The sequence below is a fragment of the Streptomyces sp. NPDC005774 genome, from assembly GCF_042871645.1.
GTDB classification, from domain to species: domain Bacteria; phylum Actinomycetota; class Actinomycetes; order Streptomycetales; family Streptomycetaceae; genus Streptomyces; species Streptomyces pratens.
The window spans coordinates 112584-138558 of record NZ_JBIAIV010000018.1 but is presented as its reverse complement, the minus strand read 5'-3'; the positions used below and the strand labels follow the sequence as shown (position 1 = coordinate 138558).

Genomic DNA, 25975 nt, shown 5'->3' with positions numbered 1-25975 from the left:
CCTCAACGCATTCCAGATCACCTTCGAGGGCCGGCTCACCCCGGCCAGCAACTGAACCTCAACAACCAAGATCAGCCGTTAACTTGACACACCCACATCGTCCCGTTGTCGACGAGCTCGCGGGCGCGGGCGGCGATGCGCAGCTGGTAGCGGGAGTAGCGGCGGTGCCCGCCTGGGGAGCGCAGGGGTGTGATGAGGTGGTGTTCGCCGATGGTGCGGAGGAAGCCTTGGGTGGTGTTGAGCATTTCGGCGGCCCGGCCCATGGTGTAGGCGGGGTAGTCGTCGTCGAGGCGGCCGAAGGAGTCGTCTGCTGTCATCTGTACCTTCCTGTGGAAAACGCGTGGGAGGGGCCCGGGTGCCACTTGGCACCCGGGCCCCGAAGGAACTGCTACACCATCAGCCGGCTTTCCTTGGCTACGCCGGCTCTGTGTTTCCGCATACCTACCGGGAAGAGGCCCGGGGGTTGCGGGGATCGCGGTTGCTTGACCGGAGACCACCTCACTCACGATGTCCTGCGGTACCCGGGCCCACATCGTTCACCCGGGCGATCCTGATGGCGCTCTGGCTCCTCCGTTCTTTCCCTCTGAACAAACTGCTTCCGTGCTCCTGGTGGCCTCTCACAGCGCCACACTCTTCGGCAGCCAGCCCCGTTGCCCGTCCTGCGTCTGCTCTGGCTTAGAACCCCACTGCCGAACTTCCCGGTACGCGCGCCGCAGCTGGACGCCTTCACCGAGGAACTGCTCACTTCACTTCACTGCTGGGTACTGGTGCTGCGGTACTACTCATAGCGGCCCCTGAAAACTGCGGGCGGCCCGGTCCGGTCGTCAGTCCCGTCGCCGTCCTGCAACCACTCTGGCTTCGGAACTCCACCACCGCACCGTCTTGCTGGTGGCCTCTCACAGCGCCACACTCTTCGGCAGCCAGCCCCGTTGCCCGTCCTGCGTCTGCTCTGGCTTAGAACCCCACTGCCGAACTTCCCGGTACGCGCGCCGCAGTCTGACGCCATTTACCGAGGGACCACTGGTACTGCGGACTGCACCTGCGTACTGCGGTACTGCTCGCGGCCGCCCCTGAAAACTGCGGGCGGCCCGGTCCGGTCGTCAGTCCCGTCGCCGTCCTGCAAAAACCCTGGCTGCGAAACTCCACCACCGCACCGACCTGCACTTACGTGTACTGCTTCCCGGCAGTTCATCTCTGCCGGGCCTGCTCGATCTCTTGGCTACGGACAAGACACTAACCCCAGCAACGCCCACATGTCTACTCCCGCCATGACAGGTTTTCTGTGAGGGCTGGCAGTGAAGAAATGCGGTCCACGTCGCTTGGAAACTGCACCGGTCCACACCCTCCCGAGGTGTGGAGACCGCCGGATCGGGCAGGTGGGGTATCACGGCACAAGCGGTACAACCGATCACACGTGGGGTGTACGCGCATGAACAGCACGGCGATCAGCATCACCTCGACACCCCCCGTACCGACCCTGGTCCGCGGCGACAGCGCAGCCGGCATCAGCCAGGCCCGCCAGGCCGCCCGCGCCCTCACCGACCGCCTCACCCCCGCGCCCGACCCGGACATGGCCGACACCCTCGCCCTGGTGGTCTCCGAACTCGTCACCAACGCCCTGCGCCACGGAGGCGGCCACTACACCCTGAAACTGGCCGCCGGCCCCGACGCAGGAGTAATAGTTAAGACCTGTGGATCGTTGAAGTTATCGTCTGATGCTCCGGCGCCACCGGATCTCGCCTTCGTGCCGTTCGTCGGCGGGTGCGAGCCCGGCGGCGGTGGCGACGGCGGCGGATGCCCGATGGCCGGGGTGGATGTGGGCGATGACAGTGTGCACCGGCTGCCGGCCGAGCCAGGCGACGAGTCCTCGGGCCGCTTCGGCGGCGATGCCTCTTTGCTGCCACGGGGTGCCCACCACCCAGGCGATCTCGGCGATCAGGCCGTGGCCGGAGGGGCCGACCGTCGCCTGGACGGTGCCCGTCAGGCAGGACTCATCGCGGAGCCGGATCACCCAGTTCAGCCAGGACACGGCCGGGTCGGGGGAGCCTGCGGTCATGCGCCGGTAGCGCGAGCGCAGGGTTTGCGGGGTGTCCGGGGTGCCGCCGGTGAAGGTGTGCAGGGCCGGGTCGGACAGCACCGCGGCCATCTCCTCGGCGTGCTCGACGTGGAGCGGCAGCAGGTCCAGCCGGCTGGTGCTGATGGCCCGGGCCTGGAGGGTGTTCATGCCGCGACCGCCTCGGGGCGTTCGACGAGCCGGCCGCGTTCGAAGCGAGCTCCGGCACGCACGAGCGCCACGAGGTGGGGTGCGTTGACCGCTCGCCAGCGGGCCTGGGCGGACTCGACGAGTTTGAAGACCATGGCGAGTGCGGCGGCCGCGCTGCCGGCACCCTTGGTGACCTTGGTTCTGAGCCGTACTGTCGCGAAGGTCGATTCGATGGGATTGGTCGTGCGCAGGTGAACCCAGTGCTCGGCCGGGAAGTCGTAGAAAGCGAGCAGTTCGTCGACATCGTCGGTGATCTTCTTTACGGCCTTGGGCCACTTCGCGCCGTACGCCTTCTCAAACGCGGCGACGGCCTTCAGCGCTTGTTCTCGGTCCTCGGCGTTGTAGATGTCCTGGAGGGCCTTGCGTGCGCTGGGCTGAGCCGACTTCGGCAGGACGTTGAGCACGTTGGCGGTTTTGTGAACCCAGCACCGCTGGTGACGGGTCTCGGGGAACACCTCCGCCAGGGCCTTCCAGAAACCGAGCGCACCGTCGCCGACCGCGAGGACAGGAGCTCGCATGCCACGCCGGGCGCAGTCGCGCAGCAGATCCGCCCAGGATTCCGCGGACTCGCGGTAGCCGTCGGCCATCGCGATCAGCTCTTTGGTGCCGTCGGCCCGCACGCCCATGACGACCAGGACACAGGACTTGGCCTCGCTCAGGCGAATGCGCAGGTGGATGCCGTCGGCCCACACGTAGACGTAGTCCGTGGCGGACAGATCGCGCTCGCCGAAGGCTTTGTGGTCGGCCTGCCACTGCCCGGTCAGCCGCGTGACCGTCGCGGGCGAGAGCCCGGCGGAGGAGCCGAGGAACTGCTCGAGCGCGGGCACGAAATCGCCCGAGGACAGGCCGTGCAGGTAGAGCAGCGGCAGCACCTCGCTGATCTTCGGGGACTTCCTGGCCCAGGGCGGCAGGATCGCCGAGGAGAAACGCTTGCGCTCCCCGGTGGCCGCGTCGACGCGCTTGTCGTTCACGCGCGGGGCCCTGACCTCGACGCTCCCCGCTGCAGTGGTGACCTTCCGCGGCTGGTGGTAGCCGTTGCGCACGACCAGACGGCGCCCGTCATCACCCCGTTGACCGGCCAACTCCGCTATATAGGCGTCGACTTCGGCCTCCAGCGCGGCGGCCAGGGGCCTGTCGATGAATTAGTGGGTCGTGCCGTGCTCGCTGGCCTGGGATGTCGCGTGCATGACGTAGCTGGCGTCCATCACGGTCGCCTGCCCAACCTTGAGGCCCGCACCCTTGTAGCCCACGGGCGGCCGTCGCGCGCTCGTCCAAGTGCTGACCCGCCAGCCCCGGCGCATAGGGCTGGGCAAACAGCCGAGACATGCATGCAGCTCCTGCACACCTCCCGAACGAGAGTGACTGGGACCACCCAGTCCACCCCCCAGCACGCCGAATTCGATGCGTCGCACACCGCGCCGACTACCATCCGTCACTCCCCTCACTCCTCCGTCCCGCCGAGCCCCTCGGCCCGCGCAGCCCGCGACGAGTACGGACTGCTGATGGATGGCCACACAGTGTTGACCGGGTATTGCCGGGTAAGGCCAATGCGAAAGCCGCCCCACCCCCGGCTGGCATCGGGTGTGGGGCGGCTCTGCAGCGGTGCCGGTGGGGATGTTACGCAGCGAGGGCCACGCGGGGCGCCGGGCGCTCGCTGGAGGCGGAGCGGCGGGCCTGGGCGAAGCGGCTGCGCCGGCCGCGGGTCGCGGAGGAGCTGCGCTTGGCACGCTCCGCTACCGGCGCGGCGATGACGCACGGGACGCCGCTGGGTGCCTGCGCTCCGGTGATCCGGGTCAGCTCCGCCTCGTCGGGGCGGACCTGAGCGGTCTGCGGGGTGATGCCCGCGTCCCGCATCAGGCGGATCATGTCACGGCGCTGGTTGGGCAGGACCAGCGTGACGACGCTGCCCGACTCACCGGCGCGCGCGGTGCGGCCGCCGCGGTGCAGGTAGTCCTTGTGGTCGCTCGGCGGGTCGATGTTGACGACCAGGTCGAGGTTGTCGACGTGGATGCCGCGCGCGGCGACGTTCGTGGCGACCAGGACGGTGACGTGCCCTGTCTTGAACTGCTCCAGGGTGCGGGTCCGCTGCGGCTGAGACTTGCCACCGTGCAGGGCCGCGGCCCGCACGCCGCTGTTCAGCAGGTGGTCGGTGAGCTTGTCCACGGCGTGCTTGGTGTCGAGGAACATGATGACCCGGCCGTCGCGGGCGGCGATCTGCGTGGCCACGGTGTTCTTGTCGGCGCCGTGGACGTGCAGCACATGGTGCTCCATCGTCGTGACCGCTCCGGCCGAGGGGTCGACGGAGTGGACGACCGGGTCGTGCAGGTAGCGGCGCACGAGCAGGTCGACGTTGCGGTCCAGGGTGGCGGAGAACAGCATGCGCTGTCCGTCCGGGCGCACCTGGTCCAGCAGGGCGGTGACCTGCGGCATGAAGCCCATGTCGGCCATCTGGTCGGCCTCGTCGAGGACCGTGATGTTCACCTGGTCCAGCCGGCAGGAGCCCCGGTCGATCAGGTCCTTGAGCCGGCCCGGGGTGGCGACGACGACTTCGGCGCCACCGCGCAGCAGGTGGATCTGCCGTCCGATGGACATGCCGCCGACGACGGTGGCCATCCGCAGCCGCAGCGAGCGGGCGTAGGGGGTCAGGGCGTCGGTGACCTGCTGGGCGAGCTCGCGGGTCGGTACCAGGACCAGGGCGAGCGGCTGGAGCGGCTCGGCGCGCTGTCCGGCGGTCCTGGCCAGCAGGGCCAGGCCGAAGGCGAGGGTCTTGCCGGAGCCGGTACGGCCGCGGCCCAGGACGTTGCGGCCGGCCAGGGCGTTGGGCAGGGTCGCGCCCTGGATCGGGAACGGGACCGCCATGCCCTCGTGGGCCAGCGTGGTCAGCAGGGCGGCCGGCATGTCCAGAGCGGCGAAGGTCTCCACCGCGGGCAGTGCCGGGGTGAGGGTGACCGGCAGGGCGAACTCGCCCTGGGCGGAGGGGCGTCGGCTCGCTCCGCCGGAGCGGCCGGAGCCCGCGTAGCCGCCGGAGCGACCGGAGCCGCCGGACCCGGCGTTACCGCCGGAGCGGCTCGGGGCGCCGGAGCGACTCGGGGCCGAACGGCTGTAGCCGCCGGCGCTCGAAGCGCCGCTGCGGCTGGTGGAACTGGAGCTGGAATACGAGCGAGTGGAACGAACGGGGTTCAAGGAGAACCTTCCTGGAGACGGCACGCATCCAGAAGGCCCCAGCAGCGAACACGCCGCACGAAGGCATCACAGAGACGAACCGAAGGAAATGAGGAGAAGCGAAGCGGGGCGGAATCATCCGCGCCCAACGCACTTCGAAGGATCGCGCCACCGAGCGGGTGGGCGACACGCCGGACCAATGAAGTCCGGGGGCAGAAAGCGGTGCGCGGCCTCGGGGCTGCGAGCTGCCGCCTGCCATGCATGCAATTCGATACGACCCGCGGTCGCAGGCCCGGTACGGGGAGCGAGGGGTGCGGGCGACGGACAGGGCCCGCGACCTTGCGGTGCGGGCCCTACCCGGTGGTGCGCGTCAGCGCTTAGGCGGGAACGATGTTCTCCGCCTGCGGGCCCTTCTGGCCCTGCGTGACGTCGAAGGAGACCTTCTGGCCTTCCTGGAGCTCACGGAAGCCCTGGGCGGCGATGTTCGAGTAGTGGGCGAAGACGTCAGCACCGCCACCGTCCTGCTCGATGAAGCCGAAACCCTTTTCCGCGTTGAACCACTTCACGATGCCAGTAGCCATGTGTATCTCCTCAAGACAGGGGGCAGAACCGAAAACCGCACGGTGCGGAGTCCGCGTCGCCGCGATGAGCCCATCCGGAGATGACCGGCCAAGCAAAAAATGCACCCACGGATCACGCCCGTCGAGTGCACACAAGTTTATGGGTACCACAACTGCAACTACCCACAACTTAGCACGAACACCCGCTCCCGTGCCGGATTTCCCACCGGCGGTTCGATCTCCCGCCAGAGGTCAGCCTGTGGGACCCTGAGGGATCCGACCATCCCCTCTCTTTGCTGAGGTCCTATGCGTCGCATCATCGCCGGCTTCCCCTTCGACCTGGTCAAGAGCGAAGTACAGGACAAGATGCGGGGCATCAAGCCCGAAGCGGCCACCGGACAAACCGTGATCATCAGCCGCCGCACCTACCCCGTCAAACAGGTCGGACAGATCCTCACCCGACAAGACCGACGCGACTTCACCGCCGGACAGATCACCCGGGCCATGACCCGCCTCGGCTTCACCTGCCGCCCCACACCCACCGCCGCCGCAGTGACCGCCGCCGCCGTGCTCAGCCCACTGCAGGCCGCGGTAGCGATGCTGGGCACCCCCGCCTACAGCTGACCAACCCCCATTGGCAGGAGCAGTTACAGCCCGGCCTCTCGGAGACGACTGGCGCCAGGCAAGGCCATCCCGTTCCACGATGCCCTCATACCGCAACCGTTTACACGAACGCCGCGACGTGGCCGAGCGCCTTCCGAGGGCATCGGAAGCGATCAACGCTGCTCCACCGCGCCCCGCACATGGCGTCCCGGCTCACGGACCATCTGCGCCTGCGCGGCCTGGATCTGCGGGGTGGACGGCTCCAGGCACGGGTAGCGACCCGTCCCAGGACCACCGTGGAAAACTGCTCGCGCGCCAGCGCGCCCAGGGGGTGTTGTCGAGCTGGCCGCCGAAGAGGACGTGGATCCGGTGCGCGCGGCCCGCGAACAGGACCCCGTGGAGGACGTCGACTGACAGGCGACAGGCTGACTCGCCCGCGTGCCGGTAGGTCAGACGGCCCGGGTGGCGGAAGCAGCCTCCAGGCGGTCCAGTCGTGCGTAGAGGAGCGCCGAGGAGTCACCGGGCTGCGCCGGGAGGAAGTAGCCCTCCTCGCGGGCATCTCCAGCGAGTACTACACCCGGCTGGAGCGCGGCAACGCCACCGGAGTCTCCCAGAGCGTCATCGACGGCATCGCGCAAACACTGCAGCTCGACGAGGCCGAACGCATCCACCTGCTCGACTCCTGCGCGGCGCCAACACGACCCGCCCGCCACGCCGCCGCCCGGCCCAGCACCGGGTACGGCCCGCGGCCCAGCGCTTCCTCGACTCGATGACCGGCACACCCGCGTTCAACCTCAGCGGACGCGGGGACATTCTAGCCGCCAACCACCTCGGGCGCGCCCTGTTCTCCCCCCGTCTACGCCGACCCGGCACGGCGGCCGAACAACGCTCGGTTCGTCTTCCTCAGCCCGCACGCGACCGAGTTCTTCCGCCACTGGGGCGAAGTCGCCAACGACACGGTCGCCATGCTGCGGGCCGAAGCAGGCCGCGACCTCTACGACCGGCGGCTGACGGACCTGATCGAGGAGCTGTCGACCCGCAGCGAGGAATTCCGCCGCCGTTGGGCGGCCCACAACGTCCGGATGCACACCACGGGCGTGAAGCTCCTCCACCACCCGGCCGTCGGCGACCTCGACCTGCCCTTCGAAGCCTTCCCGCTCCCCGACGGCCCCAGCCAGTTCCTCCTCACCTGCACCGCGGAACCCCACTCACCCTCGCAGGACGCCTTGAACCTGCTGGCCATCTGGGCCGCGACCAACAACGACATCGAGCGGTCCGCGCCCGCCAACAACTCCCCGCCCGCCGACTCGGGCGAGACCCCCGACTGACCGACGAGCCAACACGAACGGTCTGCTTCGGCAGTACTTCCCCAAGGGCACCGACATGTCCCGCTGGAGCCCACACGAACTCGAATCGGTCGCCGGGACACTCAACAACCGACCGCGAAAGACCCTGGGATGGAGACCCCCACCGAGGTCTTCAACGAGCACCTGTGCTCGTTGACAAGCAGTGTCGCGACGACCCCTTGAACTCGGTCAATACGCCAGCCAGCAACTCGCATTGCTAGCAGCTGAGTTGGGGCTTCGACTATCGATCGGCCGCACCGGCCAGTGCTGGGACAACGCGCTCGCCGAGTCGGTCTTCTCGACCATCAAACGTGAACTGCTCGGCACCTCCGTCTGGCCCAGCCGGGCCGCCGCCCGCACCGCGACCTTCGACTTCATCGAGGGCTGGTACAACTTGCACCGACTGCACAGCAGCCTCGGCTACCTCAGCCCCGCCGAGTACGAGACCGCACTCGCAGCCTAACCACCACACCAAAGGCGTCCGTCAAAGCGGAACAAGCTCACTCGCAGCATGAACCCTGTGTCCACCTGGTCACCTCACCGCCGACATCAAGCAGTCGCCCGTCGCTCTCATTACCTGCGGCGTTGTCGCACGTATGAGGGGCAGCCTCCGTGAGACCGCCCCTGACCTCTCTATAACCCGCTACACTCCAGCCGCCCGGCGAAACCCGCAGGCCAGACAGCGAAGTCCTGCTGGAGTACTAAAGCGCGGATGATCTACGCGATCTCGGAAGTTGCAACCGTCCTGCTCGCGGACGCGGTCGAGGAGCGCGTCAGCTGACCCGAAGACCGACCGCAAGTGTCAGCTCAAGGACTCTGTGTGGCGATGCGAGTTCCGGAAACAGCTCTCGCAGCTGCGACATTCGGTACCGGACGGTCTGGGGATGGACGAACAGCGCCGCCGCCACCTCGTCCCGCCTGCCCTGGTGCAGCAGCCACGCCCGCAACGTCTCCTCCAGCCGCCGTGCGGTCGCGACAGGCAAGGTCTGCAACGGTGCGAGGGCTCGGGCACGCAGGTCTGCGAACGCGTCCACGTCGGCGCTCAGCACCAGCTCGGGCAGGTGGTCCTCGGTGTCGCGAATATCAGAGGAGAGGGAGCGCGCGCGTACGGCTCGTGCGTACGAGGCGGACGCACGAGTCCATGGCCGGGCCGGGCCGACCACGGCAGTGCGGTCGTTCATCTGTCTCAAGAGATGTGATCGGTCGGCATCGGGGACGAGCAGCACACCGAAAGCGTCCGGCAGATCGTCGAGGACGAGGGTGTTCGGGTTGATCGCGCGGTAGGCAGGTCGGGCCTGGGCGGCGGGCAGCAGGACCGCGGTCAGCGACACCGGAGGCTGCCATCCGGCCCGTTGCACAGAGGCCCGCAGTACGTCCGGGCTCGCGTCGGCGAGGAGGTCGCGGGCCAGGTGTTCCAGGTGGCGCTCATGAGCCCGGCCCTGGGCGGCCAGTTCGTCGGCGTGGCCCGCGGCGCTCGCGGCGGAGAGCTCGTCGATGTAGGCGAAGGTCAGCTCGGCGAACTTGGCGACCTCGGCGGCGGGCAGACCTGCGGGTACGGCACCCGTGGCCAGGCATCGCCAGGCCACGCGGGCGCCGACGCGGTAGGCGCTGAGCAGGGCGTCCATCGAACGGCCGTCGCGCACCTCGCCGCGGCCCAGCTCGTAGGCTGCGTCACCGGCGTCGCCGCCCGTGGCGTTGCCGCTCGCGAGGTTCAGGTAGTGCCCCAGGGCGGTGCGAACGGCTCGGCGGATGGTGCCGCCCATGCGGCCCGAAAGGGCGTTGGCGTAGGGAGGGACCTCGTCGATGATCGCCTGGACGACCTCGTCGGCGGTGGTCTTCAGCGCGGCCCGAAGTGCGGTGACCGTCGTCTCATCCAGGGTCAGTTCGCTGGCCCTCCGGATTGCATGGCTCATGTTTTGTTTCCTGCGAACAATTTAGCCGACCAGATTCACGTCCTGCGGACAGGACTTTACGCCCTCAGGCGCATCAAGCTGGAGTCATGACGAGTGCAGCCCTCCGCGGCAGGGCGTGGAAACTGCTGGAGATGGTCACGACGCCGCTGCTGCCGTCGGACTACCTCGACCTGGTCAGTCCGCTGCGTGCGGGCGCTGACCTGCGTGGGCGCATCGAGGCCGTGCACCCCGAGACGGGGGACGCCGCGACCATCGTGATCAGGCCGGGACGGGGATGGCGCGGCCACACAGCCGGTCAGTACGTGCGGATCGGGGTCGACGTCGACGGGGTGCGCCTGTGGCGTGCCTACTCCATCACCTCGCCGACAAACCGCCAGGATGGCCGCGTCACGATCACCGTGAAGGCGATCCCGGACGGCAAGGTCAGCAACCACCTGGTCCGCAGGGCGAAACCGGGCACGCTGGTCCAGCTCGACCAGGCGACCGGTGACTTCGTGCTGCCGGAGACCAAGCCCGCCAAGGTGCTCTACCTGACGGCCGGCAGCGGCATCACGCCGGTGATGGGCATGCTGCGCGACACCGGGTTCGACGACGTCGTCCTGGTCCACTGCGCGCCACAACCGCAAGACGTGATCTTCCGTAACGAACTGCACGACCTGAACGCGGAACAGAAGCTGCGGCTCACCGAGGTGCACACCGACACAGACGGCATGCTCGACATCGCCCGTCTCGACGAACTCGTGCCCGACTGGGCCGAGCGCGAGACCTGGGCCTGCGGGCCCGCGGGCCTGCTCGACGCCGCCGAAGAACACTGGACCGAGCACGGCGTCCAAGAGCGCCTGCACACAGAACGCTTCCGCCCCAGCATCGTCGTCGCCGGCGACGGTGGCGAGGTCACGTTCAGCACCACCGGCAAGACCGTCAGCGCGGACGGCGCCACGCCGTTGCTGAACATCGGCGAGGAGGCCGGCGTGCTCATGCCCTCCGGGTGCCGCATGGGCATCTGCTTCGGCTGCGTTACGCCGCTCAAGGCGGGCGCCGTCCGCGACCTGCGCACCGGCGAGATCACCGAGGCCGAGCCGGGCGTCCTCATCCAGACCTGCGTGTCCGCCGCAGCGGGCCCCTGCGACCTCGCACGATAGGAGCACCTTGACCGCCATCGACCCCACCGCCCACCTGACCGCGGAGCAGATCGAGGAGCTGGGCCGCGCACTGGACGCGATCCGCGACGAGGTGATCGCCGGCCGCGGCGAGGAAGACGCCGCCTACATCCGTAAGGTCATCTCGGCGCAGCGCAAGCTCGAGCTGGTCAGCAGGGGTGTGCTGCTGTTCTCGATCTTCCCGCCCGCGTGGCTGATCGGCACCGCCGGGCTGTCCGTGGCGAAGATCATGGACAACATGGAGATCGGCCACAACATCCTGCACGGCCAGTGGGACTGGATGCGGGACCCGAAGATCCACTCCACCACCTGGGAGTGGGATCACGTCTCGCCGTCCGAGCAGTGGAAGCACTCACACAACGAGCTGCACCACACGTACACCAACGTGATCGGCAAGGACAACGACCTCGGCTACGGCATCATGCGCGTCGACGAGGACCAGAAGTGGCACCCGCTCCACCTCGGCCAGCCCCTGTGGAACTTCATCAACGCCTGCTTCTTCGAGTACGGCATCGCAGCGTACGACCTGGAGCTCGGCAAGAATCTCCACAAGCGCCGCCGCAAGAACCCGGAGTTCCGCGCGCGGGCCAAGGCCGTGGGCCGCAAGATCCGCAAGCAGGTGCTCAAGGACTACGTGATCCACCCGCTGCTGTCGGGCCCCTCGTTCCTCCCCACTCTCGCCGCCACGTTCACCGCGAACCTGGTCCGCAACATCTGGTCCCACTCGGTGATCATGTGCGGGCACTTCCCCGAGGGCGTGCAGGTCTTCGAGCGCCGGTCGATCAAGGGCGAGACGCGCGGCCAGTGGTACCTGCGCCAGATGATGGGCTCGGCGAACATCAGCGGCAGCAAAGCCATGCACTTCATGACCGGCAACCTGTCACACCAGATCGAGCATCACCTGTTCCCGGACCTGCCGAGCAACCGGTACGCCGAGGTCGCGGTGGAGGTGCGCGCGCTGTTCGAGAAGTACGAGCTGGAGTACGTCACCGGGCCGCTGCCCAAGCAGGTGTTCTCCGCGTGGCGCAAGGTCTTCCGGCTCTCGCTCCCGAACAAGAAGCCCAAGGTCAAGATGCCGGACTACGAGCAGGAGCTCGTCGCAACCTGAGAAGCCGTTGCCCTATCAATCTTGAGCGCGGTGTGATCGAAAGTGGCCTGGGCTGCCACTTGGACCGCGTCCCACGGCGATCCGAGCGGAGGGGTGTAGGGCAGATCCAGGTCGCTGAGCCCGTCAACCCTGATGTCGTGGAACAGCGCGGCGGCGAAGGGCCCGTTCCTGCCCGCTGCCCCAGACCGTTACGTCTTCGGCCCCGGGAGCCACCCCGATCGACATCCGGATCACCGGAGGTGTTCGCCGGAATACGGGTCGGCAGGATCATCGACCACTGCGGGCCGCGCACCGTCATGACAGCCGGCGCCGTTCTCGGCGTCCTGAGCATCCTCATCGTCGCCGCCGCGCCGAACCTGTTCGTCTTCTCCGCCGGTTGGACGCTCGTGGGGTTCGCGATGGCAGCCACCTTCTACCAGCCCGCCTTCGCCGCCGTCACCCGCTGGTGGGCCCCCGACCACGTCCGCGCCCTGACCATCGTGACCCTCGCCGGCGGGCTGGCCTCTACCCTCTTCGCACCCCTCACCGCAGCCTTGGCCGATCGTCTGACCTGGCGCATGACGTACGCCGTGCTCGCTGTGATCCTTGCGGCCGTAATCATCCCCACCCACGCGCTGGCGCTCAAAGCCCCCTGGCCCGCAGCGCCACCGCCCTCGACTCCCCACGCCGGTGAAGCGGCGAAGACGGCGACCCGCAGCCGGCCGTTCTGGATGCTCGCAGCAGCGCTCACGCTCTCTGCGTTCACCGTCTCCGCCGTGGTCGTCGCCCTGGTCCCTCTCCTGTTGGAGCGCGGATACTCAACCAGCGAGGCAGCGTGGGCGCTCGGCCTCGGCGGCGCAGGACCAACCCTCGGACGCACGTTGTACGCAACTCTCGCCCGACACACCGGAGTCACCGCCCGCACCACCACACTGATAGCGCTCGGGGGCCTCACCACCGCAGCGCTGGCGCTCGTGCCCGGCCCGTACGTCGTCCTGATCGCACTATCCGTAATCGCCGGGATGGTCCGCGGCAACCTCACACTGCTCCAGGCCACCGCGATCACTGACCGATGGGGCACCACCCACTACGGCCGCCTGTCCGGACTCCTCGCGGCACCGACCACCACCTCCTCGGCTCTCGCCCCGTTCGCAGGTGCCGCACTGGCGATTCCGCTGGGCTGCTACCCGCAACTGTTCGTCGCACTGGCAGCTGTTTCCGTGCTCGCTTCTGTAGCAGCAATCCGCGCGGACCCGGAAAGCCCCACCTCCGGTCGGTTACGGGTCGACATGCAAGGTCGACTGGACCCAGCAGCCGTGGGAGCACTCACCACGCGTCCCACGGAGAAATGACCAAAACGCCAGGTCACAGCCCTACAAAAGCTCACGAGCAATCAGAACGCCGCACATCCGCTGCACCGATTCGAGGTGCCGGAGGGCGCAAAGACCACGTTTCCGCAGGTCAGAACGTTTCCGCAGGGTGAAACTGGTGGGGCGGGTGGGACTCGAACCCACGGCCGACGGATTATGAGTCCTTTGAAGATCTTGGCGGTCCTTGCCATTCAACGCTCACCCTTGACGTTTTCGCAGGTCAGATAGGGTTATCCATGTGGGTGCTCCTCAGCCCTTGTCAGTCTGCTCCTGTCCTTGCGGCCTCAACTCGGCCTCAATGAGGACCTCCAGGAACGCGCTGAATACATAGAGGACGATCGCGCCGGCTCAAGGACGGGGATCGAACTCTTGCTTGTCGGCTTGACCGGCGGTCACAGCTCCTTCGCGTAGGTGTCCTGGTACGCCGCCCTCCCTCCGTACACGTTCAGGCCGATGTGTCCGCTCGTGTACGTCGTGTCCGTCACGTCGATGATCCGCTTGCCGTTGAGGAACACCTGGATGCGGTCGCCCTCGGTGAGGATGCGGACGGGGTAGCTCGTGCCGCGGCGGACCAGTGCCGGGACGCGGGCGAGGGCGGCGCCGTCGTCGAAGTAGCCGTTGGCCTTGGCGACCAGGCGGATCACGCGTAGGTCGGGGTCGATGTTGAGGCAGTAGGCGTCGGCGCCGTCGGAGGAGGCGCGCCAGAGGAGGGAGAGGGCGCCGCTCGTGTCCGGGGCGGGGCCGCCGAGCCGGACCAGAGTGGTGAGGTCCAAGTCCGTCGCCGTGCGGGCCGAGATCGCGTTGGAGTCCTTGTCGAAGCTTCCGGCGCGGCCCGCGCTGTCCGTCGACCAGCGGCCGGCGGGGGTGATCGTCAACTTGCCGAGGTCCGAGCGGAATTCACCGCCGCTCGGGGCGGCCACCAGCGGCTTCACCCGATCCACCAGGCGGAAGGTGCTGCCGAGCCTGTGCACCTTGAGCGACTCGATGTGCGCGGTGCCGCCCTTGGCGTAGAAAGCCATGCCGTCGGCGTCCGGGCCGGGGAAGAGCAGGCTGGTCACGGCGGCCTGTCCGTCCGCGCCGAATGCCTCGACCGAGGACGAGTCGACGTACACGCGCAGGGTCGCGCGGCCGTCGGTCGTCTTCATCGGCGCGGTCGTGCGGCCCGTGAAGTACTGCGTGAAGTCGCTCAGGCCCGATGCCGAGCGGTCCACGAACAGCTCCTGCGCCTCGGCGTCGTATCCGACTGTCGTGTGCTGCTCGTCGTCGGTCCGGAGCCGGAAGCCGATCTCCCTGGCAGTACCAAGGGTGATCTCGGCCTCGATCTCGTAGGCGATGCCCCGGACTCCCGCGAGCGGGTTCGCGGAGGTGGGGCCGACGGCGAGGTCCTTGCGGGTTGTGGTGGACGTGCGCAGCGTGACCAGCTCCGGGACCGGGCGCTGCGCCAGGCGTACGCCGTCGGCGGTGTCCGTGAGGGTCAGTTCGCGGGGGGTGCTCAGCTGGCCGTTCCAGCCGCCGGTCGGGGCACTGAAGGGGTAGTCCCAGTTGCTCATCCAGCCGAGCCAGACGCGGCGGTCGTCGGTCAGGCCGTAGAAGGACATGGCGGCGTAGTAGTCACGGCCGGAGTCCGCGCGCAGGACCGTGCCGGCCTTCTGGTCGGGAGCGAAACCGGTGCCGTTCCACTCCCCCGTGAAGTACTGGGCGGCCGAGCCGTTCGTGGCGCGTACGGCACCGGTGCTCAGGGTGAGGACCCACTTCACCTTGTCCTTGTCGCCGTCGACGGGGAGCGGGAAGAAGTCGGGGCACTCCCAGACGCCGGGTGTGGCCCAGTCGCCGTAGCCGAAGGAGCTGACCTGGGTCCAGGTGAGGAGGTCGGTGGAGGTGAAGAAGCGGATGTGGTCGCCGCCGGAGACGACCATCAGCCACTGTTCGTGAGCCTCGTCGCGGATGACCTTCGGGTCGCGGAAGGTCCAGTCGGCGTCTGGGCCGCCCGGGTTCTGCACGGCCGGACTCGAGCCGCCGTGCAGCTGCCACGATCGGCCCTTGTCCTTGCTGTACGCGATGCGCACGCTGGCGTTCCCGCCCGGCTTGTCCGGGTGGTAGCTCGTGTAATAGGCGATCAGGCCCGAGCCGCCGTCGAAGAGACCGGAGGTGTCGTCGGCGTCCACGACCGCGCAGCCGGTCCAGCAGTGGCCGTAGGCGTTCCAGGGCAGGGCGATCGGCAGGGGCTGCCAGTGGACGAGGTCGGTGCTGACCGCGTGCGCCCAGCGGCCCTCGTCCTGGTGGAAGAGGTGGTACTCGCCGTCGTGGTGCAGCAGGCCGCAGGGGTCGCTGGTGGAGCCGGTGAGCTGGGAGTAGTGGTACGTGGGGCGGTACGGCTCGGTGAAGTAGTCGGCGGTGCTGTGGACTTCGACGTTCTGGAAGTACGACGTCCCGTGCGCGGCCGCGGTGCCGAAGGCGGCGCCCTTGGTGCGGGACACGCGGGTCTTGAGCGCCCGTACGCCGTCCACGTACACCTCGATGGTTCTGCCCGTCGCGCGGGCCTCGACGCGGTACGTGCCTCCGGCCGTGATGCGCCGGACCGGGCCGGAGGCGGAGGCGAGGCGGGTGCCGGAGGAGCGGTCCAGCAGGACGACGGCGTTGCGGCCGGCTTCCAGGCGGGCTTCGTAGCCGCCGGAGCCGTTCGCGGACGCGCGCAGGGCGAGGCCGGCCGAGGAGGAGCGGTCGCCGGGTGTGATGTCGGCCCTCGCCACCAGGTCGCCGTCGGTGAAGGGGGCCGTGCGCAGGCCGTTCTCGCCGCGGATGCCGCGCAGGTCCGGGGTCCAGGTGCCGGAGCGGGCCGTCCAGCCCTGGAGGCCGGTGGAGAGGTCGGCCGCGGCGATGTTCTCGAAGGACACCTCGCCGGCCGAAGCCGTGACGGCGAGTCGGCCCTTCGTGTGGGTGGAGTCCTGGGCGGTGATGACGGGGCTGTAGCCGTCGGGAGAGAGGAAGTTGGTCTGCCAGTGCACGCGCAGTTCGTCGTGTTCGGCTTCGACGCGCAGACGGTAGACCGTGTCGGCCTTGATGGTGGTCGCGTAGGTGCCGAGGGTGACGTTGCCGTCGATGCGGTAGAGCCTCAGCCTGTCCTGGTCCGCGTCGACTTGGACGCCGTAGCCGCGCGTGGCCTTGGCGTCGGTGCGCACCAGCAGTGAGGCGATGGCGGAAGCGTCGTGCAGGAGCAGGTCGGCCTGGAGTGCGGTGTCGTACGTCTTGGTCGTGGTGATGGCGCGGGCGGTGGCTCCCTGGGTCGGGGCCGCGCGCCAGCCCAGCGGACTCGCCGTCCAGGTGCCGCCGCTCGTGGTCCAGCCGGTGAGGTTGGTGGTGACTGAGGAGAGGGAGGGCGGGCCGAAGGTGACCTTGCCGCCCTGGGCGAGCAGGCCCACCGAGCCGGTGTCGTGGCGGTGGTCCTCGGTGTGGAGAAGCCGCTTGCCGTCGACATGCACCGTCAGCTCGGGTCCGTCGACCGCCACTTCGAGGTCGTAGGGCTTTCCGGCCTGCGCGCCCGGAAGTGGAGCGGTGGCGAGTGTGTCGCCGCCGGCCAGGTCGTAGAGCCGTATGCGGGAGCGGCCGGGGTCGAGGGCGACCGCGTATCCGGTCGAGCCGTCGAGGGCGGCCCGGAACACCAACGCGCCTACGACGGAAGAGGATCGGGGCGTGACGCGGGCCGCGTACGTGCCTTTGGCCGCGAGTGGCTGCTCGGACAGGGCGAGGGCGGGCCCGCGGCGGCCGGCGGTCGCCGTCCGGCCGCCGTCGGAGGTGCGGGTCCAGGTGCCGGTGACGGGGATGGGGTCGGGGATCGGGGTGGCGGCGGGGGTCGCTCCGGTGGTGCTCGGGGTGGCGGCCTGTGCTGCGGGGAGGATGCCTCCGAGAGGCAGCAGGGTGGCGGCGGTTCCTCCGGCGAGCAGGAGGGTACGGCGGGACACGCTCATGGCAGCTCCTGATGAGAACAGGGGAGGGTGGGCCACGGCCCGGGGGGACGTCCACCCCGCGGGCCGTGGCCGTGTGTAAGACGGTCACGGCCACAGCGGCCGGGGCCCGTCGGTCAAGGCCGACGCCATCTGCCAGGCGTCGAACCGCTCCAGGGCCACATCGCCGTCGGCACCGATACCGACGCCGACGGCCTCGTCCGGGCGGGTGGGGTAGATGCGGGCGGTGAGGGGCCGCCCGTTGGCGAAGATCTCCAGTGCGGAGTGGTCGACGAGGACGCGCAGGTCGACCCGGCCCTCGGGGCCCAACGACAGGTCGCCGTACCGGGGTTCGGTGTCGACCGTCGGGTCGAGGCTGCTGGTCTCGCGGTGCAGACGGAGGGTGCCGCCCGTTCCGTCGTGCGACCGGCTCACCTCCACGACCGTGCGTTCCGCGCCGTCCGGTGTCTCGCGGAGCACGAGCCGGACGGTCGCTCCGGAGGCCAGACGCAGGGTCGTCTCGATGTCCAGCTGGTCCCCGCGCACGGCGGGCAGCGGGGTGTACGGGTCGGCCAGCCGGCCCGGAGCCACCTCTACGCGCTCCCGCCGCAGCTCGGTCAGCTCCGGTACCGGGGCCTGGTGCAGGCCGCCGTCCGTGGCGAGCGTGACGACCCTCGGCAGGGACATCACACCGCACCAGCCGGCCTGCGCGTTCGCCTCGTCCGTCCGGCCTTCCTGGAGCCAGCCGAACATGATGCGGCGGCCGTGCTCGTCGCGGGTGGACTGGGGGGCGTAGAAGTAGCGGCCGCCGTAGTCGAGGCGATGGAGGGCGGTCGGGATGAAGGTGTCGCCCTGGTAGCGGCCGGTCCAGTACAGGGGGTGGTGGGTGGTGCCCTCGTCCCAGGCGGAGAAGACCAGAACGTCGGTGCTGTCGGCCTCCTCGTCCTCGCCGAGCCGGAAAAGGTCGACGCACTCCCACATCGTGCCGGTCCAGTCGAGCTCGCCCCGGTTCTGCGAGGCGTCGCCGGTCAGCAGGGGGCCGACGTAGCGCCAGCTGCGCAGGTCGTCGGATTCGTACAGGAAGGCCGTTCCGCCGACGCCCCGGATTCCCGAGCCCACCAGCTGACGCCACACCGTGTTCTCGCCGGAGCCCTCCCGCCAGACGCAGTGGTCGCGGAAGGCCGTGAGGTCGACGCCCTCCGGCGGGGCGGTGATGACCGGGTTGGCCGAGTCCTTGGTCCAGTACGTCAGATCCGCCGATCCCCTGGCCAGGCAAGGGAGTTCATGCTCGCCGTGCCTGCCCGAGTAGACGAGCGTGGGCACCCCCCCGTCGTCCACCAGGACACCGGACCAACAGCCGTCGCGGTCCGGGCCGTCCGAGCCTGGCACCAGGGCGACTGGCTCATCGGCCCAGTGCACGAGGTCGGTACTGGTGGCGTGGCCCCAGTGGATGCGGTGGTGGGCGGCGGCGAGCGGGTTGTACTGGTAGAAGAGGTGGTAGACGCCGTTCCAGTGACTCAGCCCGTTGGGGTCGTTGAGCCAGCCGCCGGGCGAGGTGAAGTGGAAGCGGGGGCGGTGGGGGTCGCGCAGGGCGCGCTCGGCCAGCCCCTCGGCGGTGGGACTGCCGGAGGGGAGGGTGAGGTCGTGGGTCATGCGGCGGTGGTCTCCGCTTTCTCGGTGTCGTCGGTGGCCTCGCTGTCCGGCCGGTCGGTGGCCTTGAGGACGCGGCGGGCGATGTCGGAGGCGGGTGCGCGCAGGTGGCAGCGCACCCAGTGGGGTTGTCCGTCGTTCTCGCCGACAATGTGGCGGACGGGTTCGGTGCGGCTGCACGTGCCGTCGTCGCCGTAGGGGCAGGACGTGGGATTGAGGATCGCCTCGCGGAGCCTGGCGCGCTCGACTGGGTCGTAGCTGCCGGCCCGTTCGGGGTCGGGTACGGCGGACAGCAGCAGGTGGGTGTAGGGGTGGGCGGGGGCGTCCATGACGGCCAGTGCGTCGCCGCCCTCGACGAGTTCGCCGGCGAACATGACCATCGTGGTGTCGGCCAGATAGCGGGCGGAGCCCAGGTCGTGGGTGATGTAGAGCATGGCGATGTTCCGCTCGTCGCGCAGGCGCCGCATCAGGTTGAGCACGCCGACGCGCACGGAGACGTCCAGCATCGACGTCGGTTCGTCGGCCAGGATGAGGCGCGGTTCCACCGCCAACGCGCGAGCGATGGAGACGCGCTGACGCTGGCCGCCGGAGAGTTCGTGCGGGTAGGACTGGAGCATGTCCTCGGTCAGGCCGACCGTTTTTATCAGCTCGCGCAGCGCCTCTGGTGTGGCGGAGTGGCCGTGCAGGACGAGGGCCCGGGTGAGGAAGTGCTCGATGCGGTGGACGGGGTTGAGTGAGCCGAAGGGGTCCTGGAAGACCATCTGGACCTTGCGGCGGTACGCCCGTGATGCCCGGCGCCGCTCGGTGCGCAGGACGTCCTCGCCGTCGAACAGCACCTGTCCGGCGGAGGGCTGTTCGAGGCGGGCAAGACAGCGGGCGATGGTGGACTTGCCGCTGCCGGACTCGCCGACCAGGGCGGTGATCCGGCCGGCCGGGAGATCGAAGGAGACGTCGTTGACGGCTCGGACGCGGCGCCGGGAGAAGACGGTGCCGACCTGGAAGTCCTTGGTCAGACCGCGTACGGACAGCAGGGGTTCGGTCATCGGGGGGCTCCTTCAAGGCTGCGGGCCACCCAGCGGCCGGGCGCGATCTCGCGCAGGTCGGGGATGTTCGTGGAGCAGTCCGAGCGGTCCTCGGGACAGCGGACGTGGAAGCCGCAGCTGTCGTCGGTGCGCGGGGCGTCGAAGAGGCCGGTGAGCTCTTGGCGCGGGCCGGTCAGCGGCGGGAAGGCGTTCATCAGCGCCTCGCTGTAGGGGTGGAGCGGCCCCGCGAACAGCTCCTTGGCGTCGGCGAGTTCGACGATCCGTCCGCCGTACATCACGCCCATGCGGTCCGACAGCTCGACCATCAGGGACATGTCGTGGGTGATGAAGAGGATGGAGAAGCCCAGCTCCCGCTGGAGGTCGCGGATCTGCGCCATGATCTCCTGCTGCACGACCACGTCGAGCGCGGTGGTCGGCTCGTCCATGATCAGCAGCCGGGGGTGGAGTGCGACGGCCATGGCGATGACCACGCGCTGGCGCATGCCGCCGGACAGCTGGTGCGGGTACGCCTTCAGCCTTCCCGGGTCGATGCCGACCAGCTGAAGCAGCTCGCCGGCCCGCTCCCGCGCGGCCCGCTTCTTCATCCGCTCGTGGGTGGTGAAGATGTCGACGATCTGCTCGCCGATGGTCAGGACGGGGTTGAGCGAGTTCATCGCCGACTGGAAGACCATGGCGATCTCCCGCCACCGGAAGGCGCGCAGCTCCCGTGCGTCCAGGGCGAGGACGTCCCGGCCCTGGAAGCGGATGCTGCCCGCGGTGATTTCCGCCGGGGGCTTCAGCAGCCGCATCACCGCGTTGGCGATGGTCGACTTGCCGCAGCCGGATTCTCCGGCGAGGCCGAAGACCTCTCCGGCGCCGATGGAGAAGGAGACGTCGTCGGCGCCCACGACGGTGCGTCCGTCGCCGCGGTATTCGACGCGCAGGCCGTTCACCTCAAGTACGGGTTCCATGGCTCAGCCCCTCCTCTCACGGCGGGCACGGCGGTTGCGCAGCCTGGGGTTGGTGACCTCGTCGACCGCGTAGTTGACCAGCGCGAGCGCGAACGCGACGAGCGCGATGCACAGTCCGGAGGGGACGAAGGCCCACCACGTGCCGGTCATCAGCGCGCCGTCGTTGCTGGCCCAGTACAGGTTGGTGCCCCAGCTGACGACGCTGCTGTCGCCGAGGCCGAGGAACTCCAGGCCGGCCTGGGCGCCGATGCCGAAGATCACGCAGCCCAGCAGCGTGGTCATCACCACGGACGCCATGTTGGGCAGGATCTCGCGGAACATGATCCGCAGGGGGCGCTCGCCGGTGACGACGGCGGCGGCCACGAAGTCCTTGCCGCGGATCGACTTGGCCTGCGCGCGCAGGACCCGGGCCGAGCCCGCCCAGCCGGTGACGACGAGCACCAGGATCACGGTCGAGGTCCCGGGCGGCAGGAACGCGGCCAGGATGATGAGCAGCGGGAGGCCGGGCAGTAGCAGAAAGATGTTGGTGACCAGGGTCAGCGCGTCGTCCACGATACGGCCGAAGTACGCGGACGCCAGGCCGACGAGGATGGCGACGCCGGTCGCCACAAGGCCCACGGTGAAGCCGACGAAGAGGGAGCTGCGCGCACCCCACAGGGTGAGGGCGAGCACGTCCTGTCCCTTGGCGGTCGTACCCAGCCAGTGTGCGGCCGAGGGTGCCTGGCTGCCCGTGGAGTTGATGAGCGACGGGTCGCCCGGTGCCAGGACGGGCGCGAGCAGAGCCAGCAGCGCGAAGAGAGCGAGCAGGATCAGCCCGGCCAGCGCCTTCTTGCTGTCGATGAGCTGGCGCAGCAGTCCGCGCCGGCGGGACGTGCGTGCGGGGATGGTCGGCGTGGTGGCCGTCGCGATCTCGATGGCGGTCATGTCGGCAGCCCCCTTCAGCGGACGCGGACGCGCGGGTCGAGGCGGACGTAGACGAGGTCGACGAGGAAGTTCGCGATCAGCACCGCCGCCGTGATCGTCAGGAAGATGCCCTGCATCAGCGGGTAGTCCAGGCCCTGGACGGCCATCAGCAGCTGGTAGCCGATGCCGGGGTAGGCGAACACGACCTCGGTGAGCAGCGCGCCGCCGACGACGAAGCCGAGCGCCATGCCGAAGTTGGTGACGGAGGGGAGCAGCGCGTTGCGGGCGGCGTAGCGGAACATGATCCGCGAGGGGCTGAGCCCCTTCGCCTCGGCCATGGTGATGTAGTCCTCGGCCGCAGTGGCGATCATGGTGTTGCGCATGCCGAGCATCCAGCCGCCGATGGAGACCAGCACGATGGTCAGCGCCGGCAGCACCAGGTGGGTGGCGACGTTGGAGAGGAACTCGCCGTTGAAGCCGGGGGTCAGGCCGACGTCGTAGGCGTGCCGCATGGGGAACCAGCCGAGGCTCACCCCGAACAGGTACAGCGCGCCCATGGCCAGCCAGAAGTAGGGGAACGAGCCGACGAAGATCAGCAGGGGCGGGAAGGCGGAGTCGAGGACGCCGCCGCGCCGCCAGGCGGCGACGATGCCGAGCAGGTTGCCGACGACGGCCGCGATGACGAGCGCGACGCCGCCGAGCAGCAGGGTCCAGCCGATCTGCGAGCCGATCACGTCGGAGACCGGGGTGGGGAAGCGGGTGATGGAGATGCCGAGGTCGCCGGTGAAGACGCTCTTGACGTAGGAGACGTACTGCTCCCAGAGGGGGCGGTCGTCGAGGCCGAAGAGTTTTCGCAACTGGGCTATCTGGTCGGGCTGCATCGTGCCCTGGGCCTGCGCGAACATCCGGGAGACCGGGTCGCCCGGCATGAAGCGCGGGAGAGCGAAGTTCAGGGTGATGGAGGCCCAGAAGGCAAGCAGGTAGAACCCCAGGTTGCGCAGGATCAGACGCACGGGTCGTGCTCCCTGTCGGTGGGGGGTGAACGTGTGGCTCGGTGCGCGGGGGCGGCCGTCCGGGGAGGAGGGCGGCCGCCGGTCCGCGGGCGGCGTCAGCCCTTGACGGGCTTCAGCGACGTGAGCACGAGGACCGTGCTGCCGTTGCGGTTACCGAGGGTGGCGTACGGGTTTTCCTCGGAGGGCCAGCCGGTGAAGCGGGTGTCCGTGTACGCGCCCCACTCGGGGCCGGTGAACAGCGGGACGACGGGCGCGTCCTTGTCGTACAGCTCCTGCAGGCCGTTCATCTGCTCGCGCTGCGCACTCTCGTCCGTGGCGGCGGCGAAGGCGTCGATGAGCTTGTCGGCCTTCTTGTCGCCGAAGCGGTGGTAGTTCTCCGTGGCCTGCTTGCCGACCGGCTGCACCATCTTGGTCGACATCACGCCGCGGAAGTACTCGTACGGCGTGGCGCCGTTGTTGCTCCACACGATGCCGGTGTCGAACGTGCCGGTGTTGTACGACGCCGAGACCGCCGACCAGTCGGGCGTCTTCACGGTGGCGGTGATGCCGACCTTCGCGAGGTTCTGCTTGATGATGTTGGCGACCGAGATCCAGTCGGAGGAGGCTGAGCCGACGGAGATGTCGAGCGTGAAGTCCTTGCCGTTCTTCAGCTTCCGCTTGCCGCCGCTCTCCTCGTAGCCGGCCGCATCCAGCGCCTTGGCCGCCGCGTCGGTGTCGTACTTCGTCCAGGTGCAGGACGCGGCGAGCAAGGTGTCACGCCACTTGTCGTACGTGCGGGCCAGGCCCGTGCAGTCGGCGGGTTCGGCGTAGCCGTTCATCGCGACCTTGGTGATCTGGTCACGGTCGACGGCCATGCTGAGCGCCTTGCGCACGGCCGGATCGTTGAACGGCGCCTTGGTGGTGTTCAGCTGCCAGTTGATCATGGCGCCGGTGGCCGGGAACCAGTAGTGGTTGTGCTTCTTGTCCTTGGCGACGAAGGACTTCTCGATGTCCGGGATGAACGACTGCGTCCAGTCCACCTCGCCGTTGGTGAAGGCGATGTTGGCGCTGTCGTTGCCGGAGAAGGCGAGCATCTGGATACCGGCGATCCGCTGCTTGTCCGGCTGCCAGTAGTCGGGGTTCTTGCGCAGCTCGTACGACTGGCTCTGGAACTTCTCGATCTTGGTGTACGGGCCGGTGCCGACCGGGTTCGGGTTGGTGAACTTCGCCGGGTCCTTCACCTTGGACCAGATGTGCTCCGGCAGGATGTAGTGGCCGCTGATCTCGTAGAAGGCGGTCGAGAACGCCTTGTTGAAGGAAAACTTCACCGTGTGGGCGTCGACCGCGGTGGCCTTGTCCAGGTAGTCGAAGCCGCCGAGCACCTTCTTCTGGAGCTCGAAGGTGTAGACGACGTCGTCGGCGGTGAGCGCCTGGCCGTCCGACCACTTGACGCCCTCGCGCAGCGTGAAGGTGAGGGACTTGCCGTCCTTGGCCTGCTCCCACTTGGTGGCCAGCCACGGCGTGTCCTTGGCGTCCGCCATGCTGTGCACCGCCAGCGGCTCGTAGACCGCCTGCAGGGTCATGGGGGCGGCCTGCGGGGAGAGCGGGTTGAAGTTGCGCGTGAACGTCGCCAGATCCTCGCGCGGGATGGTGAGCAGCTGGTTGCCGGAGGTGTCACCGGCGCCGGAGGTGCCCGAGCCACCCGTACAGGCGGACAGGACCAGGGCCGCGGCGGCGGTCACGGTGACCGCTCTCAGGACGGCTCGGGGCCGCCGTGAAGGTATGCGGGAGGGTGCCATAATGGAGACTCTTTTCCTCTCTTCAACACACAGGGCGAAGACGGGATGGGATTCCTCGGCGGACTGATTAGCGGTCAGACCGACGAGCGTTCGAGCAGCGGGCAGTCGATCGTCACCTGACGGGTGTCGAGCGGCTGCCCCGCTGCGAGAGCGGCGAGCATGTCGATGCCCTTGGTGCCCATGGCCTCGAAGGGCAGGGCGAGCGTCGTCAGCTTCGGCCGCAGATAGGCGGCGATGAGTTCCTGGTTGTCGAACCCCACCACGGCCACGTCGTGCGGGATGCGCAGCCCACGTTCCTTGATCGCGTCGTACGCACCCATCGCCATCCGGTCGTTTCCGCAGAACAGCGCGGTCGGCCGGTCGCCGGCCGGGCGGTCAAGGAGTTCGCAGGCGGCGGTATAGGCGCTGTCCGCGGTGGCCCAGCCGGGGACGACGAGGGAGGGGTCGGGGGTGATCCCGGCCTCACGCAGGGCACGTTCGTACCCCTCGCGCCTGCCGATGGCCGCCGGGATCGCCGGGTCGAGGTTGATGAACCCGATGCGGGTGTGACCGGCGTCCAGGAGCCGGCGGGTCGCCTTGTAACCGCCCGACACCTCGTCGGGCAGGATGCACGGCAGCTCACCTTCCGCGTCGTAGCAGTTGACGAGCACCGTCGGCACCTCCCGGGCGGCCTTGGGGAGCGTGACGGCCCGGTGCCAGGTCGTGGCGTACAGGAGCCCTTCCACCCGGTGTTCCAGCATCTGGTCGAGCGCGGCGGCCTCCTGGGCGGGGTCGCCCTCGCTCGCGGCGATCAGCAGGAACCTCCGGTCACCCCAGGCGCGGCTCTGCGCGCCCGTGATCACCTCGGTCGCGAAGGGGCCGGTCACGATCTCGGTGATCAGCCCGAACCACCCGCTGCGGTTCGCGGCCAGCGCCCGCGCCCCGGCGTTGGGCCGGTAGCCGAGCTCGTCGATCGCCTCCAGGATCCTCCGACGGGTCTCCTCGGGGATGGCGGCGCCGGGCTTGTCGTTGAGGACGAAGGAGACGGTGGTCCGCGAGACACCCGCGTGGCGCGCCACATCGCTCATGGTCACGCGCTGCGTCTTGTTCGTGGCCACTTCCAGTCCCTTTCGGCCGTCCGGCGGTGAGACAGCACCTCCGGTTTCGCGCTTTAATAACGCGCGTTACTTCCGTGTGGCAGGGAAGTTACGTGCGTCTTGAGCGGCATGTCAATACCTGCGCATGGGCCGCATC

General features: G+C 68.9%; 20 protein-coding genes and 3 pseudogenes. 9 read left to right on the top strand and 14 right to left on the bottom strand.

The window, feature by feature from the left end:
* Positions 1 to 98: 98 nt before the first annotated feature.
* A pseudogene (locus ACFYQA_RS18860) lies at positions 99 to 317 on the bottom strand (MerR family transcriptional regulator); the annotation flags it as partial.
* A 333-nt stretch (positions 318 to 650) separates the two neighbouring features.
* Here ACFYQA_RS18860 and ACFYQA_RS18855 point away from each other — a divergent pair.
* Positions 651 to 788, top strand: coding sequence for a hypothetical protein (locus ACFYQA_RS18855; RefSeq protein WP_388918718.1), 138 nt, complete (start codon positions 651 to 653; stop codon positions 786 to 788).
* Positions 789 to 1705: 917 nt separating this feature from the next.
* Here the strand turns inward: ACFYQA_RS18855 and ACFYQA_RS18850 are convergent.
* The 4 genes from ACFYQA_RS18850 to ACFYQA_RS18835 form a co-directional block, all read right to left on the bottom strand.
* Positions 1706 to 2224 carry a GNAT family N-acetyltransferase gene (locus ACFYQA_RS18850; protein WP_388918715.1) on the bottom strand — a complete coding sequence of 173 codons (519 nt, stop codon included), beginning with the start codon at positions 2222 to 2224 and terminating at the stop codon, positions 1706 to 1708.
* On the bottom strand, positions 2221 to 3402 hold the full coding sequence (locus tag ACFYQA_RS18845) for an IS256 family transposase (protein ID WP_388918739.1): 1182 nt from the start codon (positions 3400 to 3402) through the stop codon (positions 2221 to 2223). Before ACFYQA_RS18845 ends, ACFYQA_RS18850 begins: the two co-directional genes overlap by 4 nt.
* 478 nt (positions 3403 to 3880) lie before the next feature.
* A complete protein-coding gene (locus tag ACFYQA_RS18840) occupies positions 3881 to 5446 on the bottom strand; it encodes a DEAD/DEAH box helicase (RefSeq protein WP_388918712.1) in 1566 nt (521 codons plus the stop codon).
* Positions 5447 to 5802: 356 nt separating this feature from the next.
* On the bottom strand, positions 5803 to 6006 hold the full coding sequence (locus ACFYQA_RS18835) for a cold-shock protein (RefSeq protein ID WP_145801666.1): 204 nt from the start codon (positions 6004 to 6006) through the stop codon (positions 5803 to 5805).
* A gap of 285 nt (positions 6007 to 6291) precedes the next feature.
* Here ACFYQA_RS18835 and ACFYQA_RS18830 point away from each other — a divergent pair, with 285 nt between their 5' ends.
* From ACFYQA_RS18830 to ACFYQA_RS18810, 5 genes and pseudogenes are all read left to right on the top strand, one after another.
* On the top strand, positions 6292 to 6609 hold the full coding sequence (locus ACFYQA_RS18830; RefSeq protein WP_388918709.1) for an SCO5918 family protein: 318 nt from the start codon (positions 6292 to 6294) through the stop codon (positions 6607 to 6609).
* 179 nt (positions 6610 to 6788) lie between these two features.
* A complete protein-coding gene (locus ACFYQA_RS18825) occupies positions 6789 to 7361 on the top strand; it encodes a helix-turn-helix domain-containing protein (RefSeq protein WP_388918706.1) in 573 nt (190 codons plus the stop codon).
* A 108-nt stretch (positions 7362 to 7469) separates the two neighbouring features.
* Positions 7470 to 7916, top strand: a pseudogene (locus tag ACFYQA_RS18820) (transcriptional regulator); the annotation flags it as partial.
* Between the two features lie 10 nt (positions 7917 to 7926).
* Positions 7927 to 8117: pseudogene (locus ACFYQA_RS18815) on the top strand (transposase); the annotation flags it as partial.
* Between the two features lie 46 nt (positions 8118 to 8163).
* On the top strand, positions 8164 to 8397 hold the full coding sequence (locus ACFYQA_RS18810; RefSeq protein ID WP_388918703.1) for a transposase: 234 nt from the start codon (positions 8164 to 8166) through the stop codon (positions 8395 to 8397).
* A 310-nt stretch (positions 8398 to 8707) separates the two neighbouring features.
* On the opposite strand, the gene ACFYQA_RS18805 is transcribed toward ACFYQA_RS18810, so the two are convergent.
* A complete protein-coding gene (locus tag ACFYQA_RS18805; RefSeq protein ID WP_388918700.1) occupies positions 8708 to 9847 on the bottom strand; it encodes a PucR family transcriptional regulator in 1140 nt (379 codons plus the stop codon).
* Positions 9848 to 9933: 86 nt separating this feature from the next.
* Here ACFYQA_RS18805 and ACFYQA_RS18800 point away from each other — a divergent pair, with 86 nt between their 5' ends.
* From ACFYQA_RS18800 to ACFYQA_RS18790, 3 genes are all read left to right on the top strand, one after another.
* On the top strand, positions 9934 to 10989 hold the full coding sequence (locus tag ACFYQA_RS18800; protein ID WP_360035473.1) for a ferredoxin reductase: 1056 nt from the start codon (positions 9934 to 9936) through the stop codon (positions 10987 to 10989).
* A gap of 7 nt (positions 10990 to 10996) precedes the next feature.
* The gene (locus tag ACFYQA_RS18795; protein ID WP_388918697.1) at positions 10997 to 12115 is read left to right on the top strand and encodes a fatty acid desaturase family protein; all 1119 of its coding nucleotides are present in this window, start codon (positions 10997 to 10999) and stop codon (positions 12113 to 12115) included.
* 296 nt (positions 12116 to 12411) lie between these two features.
* On the top strand, positions 12412 to 13446 hold the full coding sequence (locus ACFYQA_RS18790; protein ID WP_388918736.1) for an MFS transporter: 1035 nt from the start codon (positions 12412 to 12414) through the stop codon (positions 13444 to 13446).
* Between the two features lie 410 nt (positions 13447 to 13856).
* On the opposite strand, the gene ACFYQA_RS18785 is transcribed toward ACFYQA_RS18790, so the two are convergent.
* The 8 genes from ACFYQA_RS18785 to ACFYQA_RS18750 all read right to left on the bottom strand — a co-directional run bounded on the left by ACFYQA_RS18785 (position 13857) and on the right by ACFYQA_RS18750 (position 25839).
* Complete coding sequence (locus ACFYQA_RS18785) at positions 13857 to 17429, bottom strand: GH32 C-terminal domain-containing protein (protein ID WP_388918694.1); 3573 nt, start codon at positions 17427 to 17429, stop codon at positions 13857 to 13859.
* An 84-nt stretch (positions 17430 to 17513) separates the two neighbouring features.
* Positions 17514 to 19058, bottom strand: a complete 1545-nt coding sequence (locus tag ACFYQA_RS18780) for a glycoside hydrolase family 32 protein (RefSeq protein ID WP_388918691.1) — start codon at positions 19056 to 19058, stop codon at positions 17514 to 17516.
* Entirely contained in the window at positions 19055 to 20098 is a 1044-nt protein-coding gene (locus ACFYQA_RS18775) for an ATP-binding cassette domain-containing protein (protein WP_388918688.1), read from the bottom strand. The genes ACFYQA_RS18780 and ACFYQA_RS18775 overlap by 4 nt, the downstream gene beginning before the upstream one ends.
* Positions 20095 to 21048 carry an ABC transporter ATP-binding protein gene (locus ACFYQA_RS18770; protein ID WP_388918685.1) on the bottom strand — a complete coding sequence of 318 codons (954 nt, stop codon included), beginning with the start codon at positions 21046 to 21048 and terminating at the stop codon, positions 20095 to 20097. The genes ACFYQA_RS18775 and ACFYQA_RS18770 overlap by 4 nt, the downstream gene beginning before the upstream one ends.
* Before the next feature lie 3 nt (positions 21049 to 21051).
* Positions 21052 to 21972: an ABC transporter permease gene (locus tag ACFYQA_RS18765; protein ID WP_388918682.1), complete on the bottom strand. Its 921-nt coding sequence runs from the start codon at positions 21970 to 21972 to the stop codon at positions 21052 to 21054.
* Positions 21973 to 21986: 14 nt separating this feature from the next.
* A complete protein-coding gene (locus ACFYQA_RS18760) occupies positions 21987 to 22964 on the bottom strand; it encodes an ABC transporter permease (RefSeq protein WP_360032253.1) in 978 nt (325 codons plus the stop codon).
* Positions 22965 to 23059: 95 nt separating this feature from the next.
* Positions 23060 to 24685 (bottom strand): ABC transporter substrate-binding protein, encoded by a 1626-nt coding sequence (locus ACFYQA_RS18755; protein WP_388918679.1) that lies wholly within the window; start codon positions 24683 to 24685, stop codon positions 23060 to 23062.
* A 131-nt stretch (positions 24686 to 24816) separates the two neighbouring features.
* Complete coding sequence (locus ACFYQA_RS18750) at positions 24817 to 25839, bottom strand: LacI family DNA-binding transcriptional regulator (RefSeq protein WP_360032247.1); 1023 nt, start codon at positions 25837 to 25839, stop codon at positions 24817 to 24819.
* Positions 25840 to 25975: the final 136 nt, after the last annotated feature.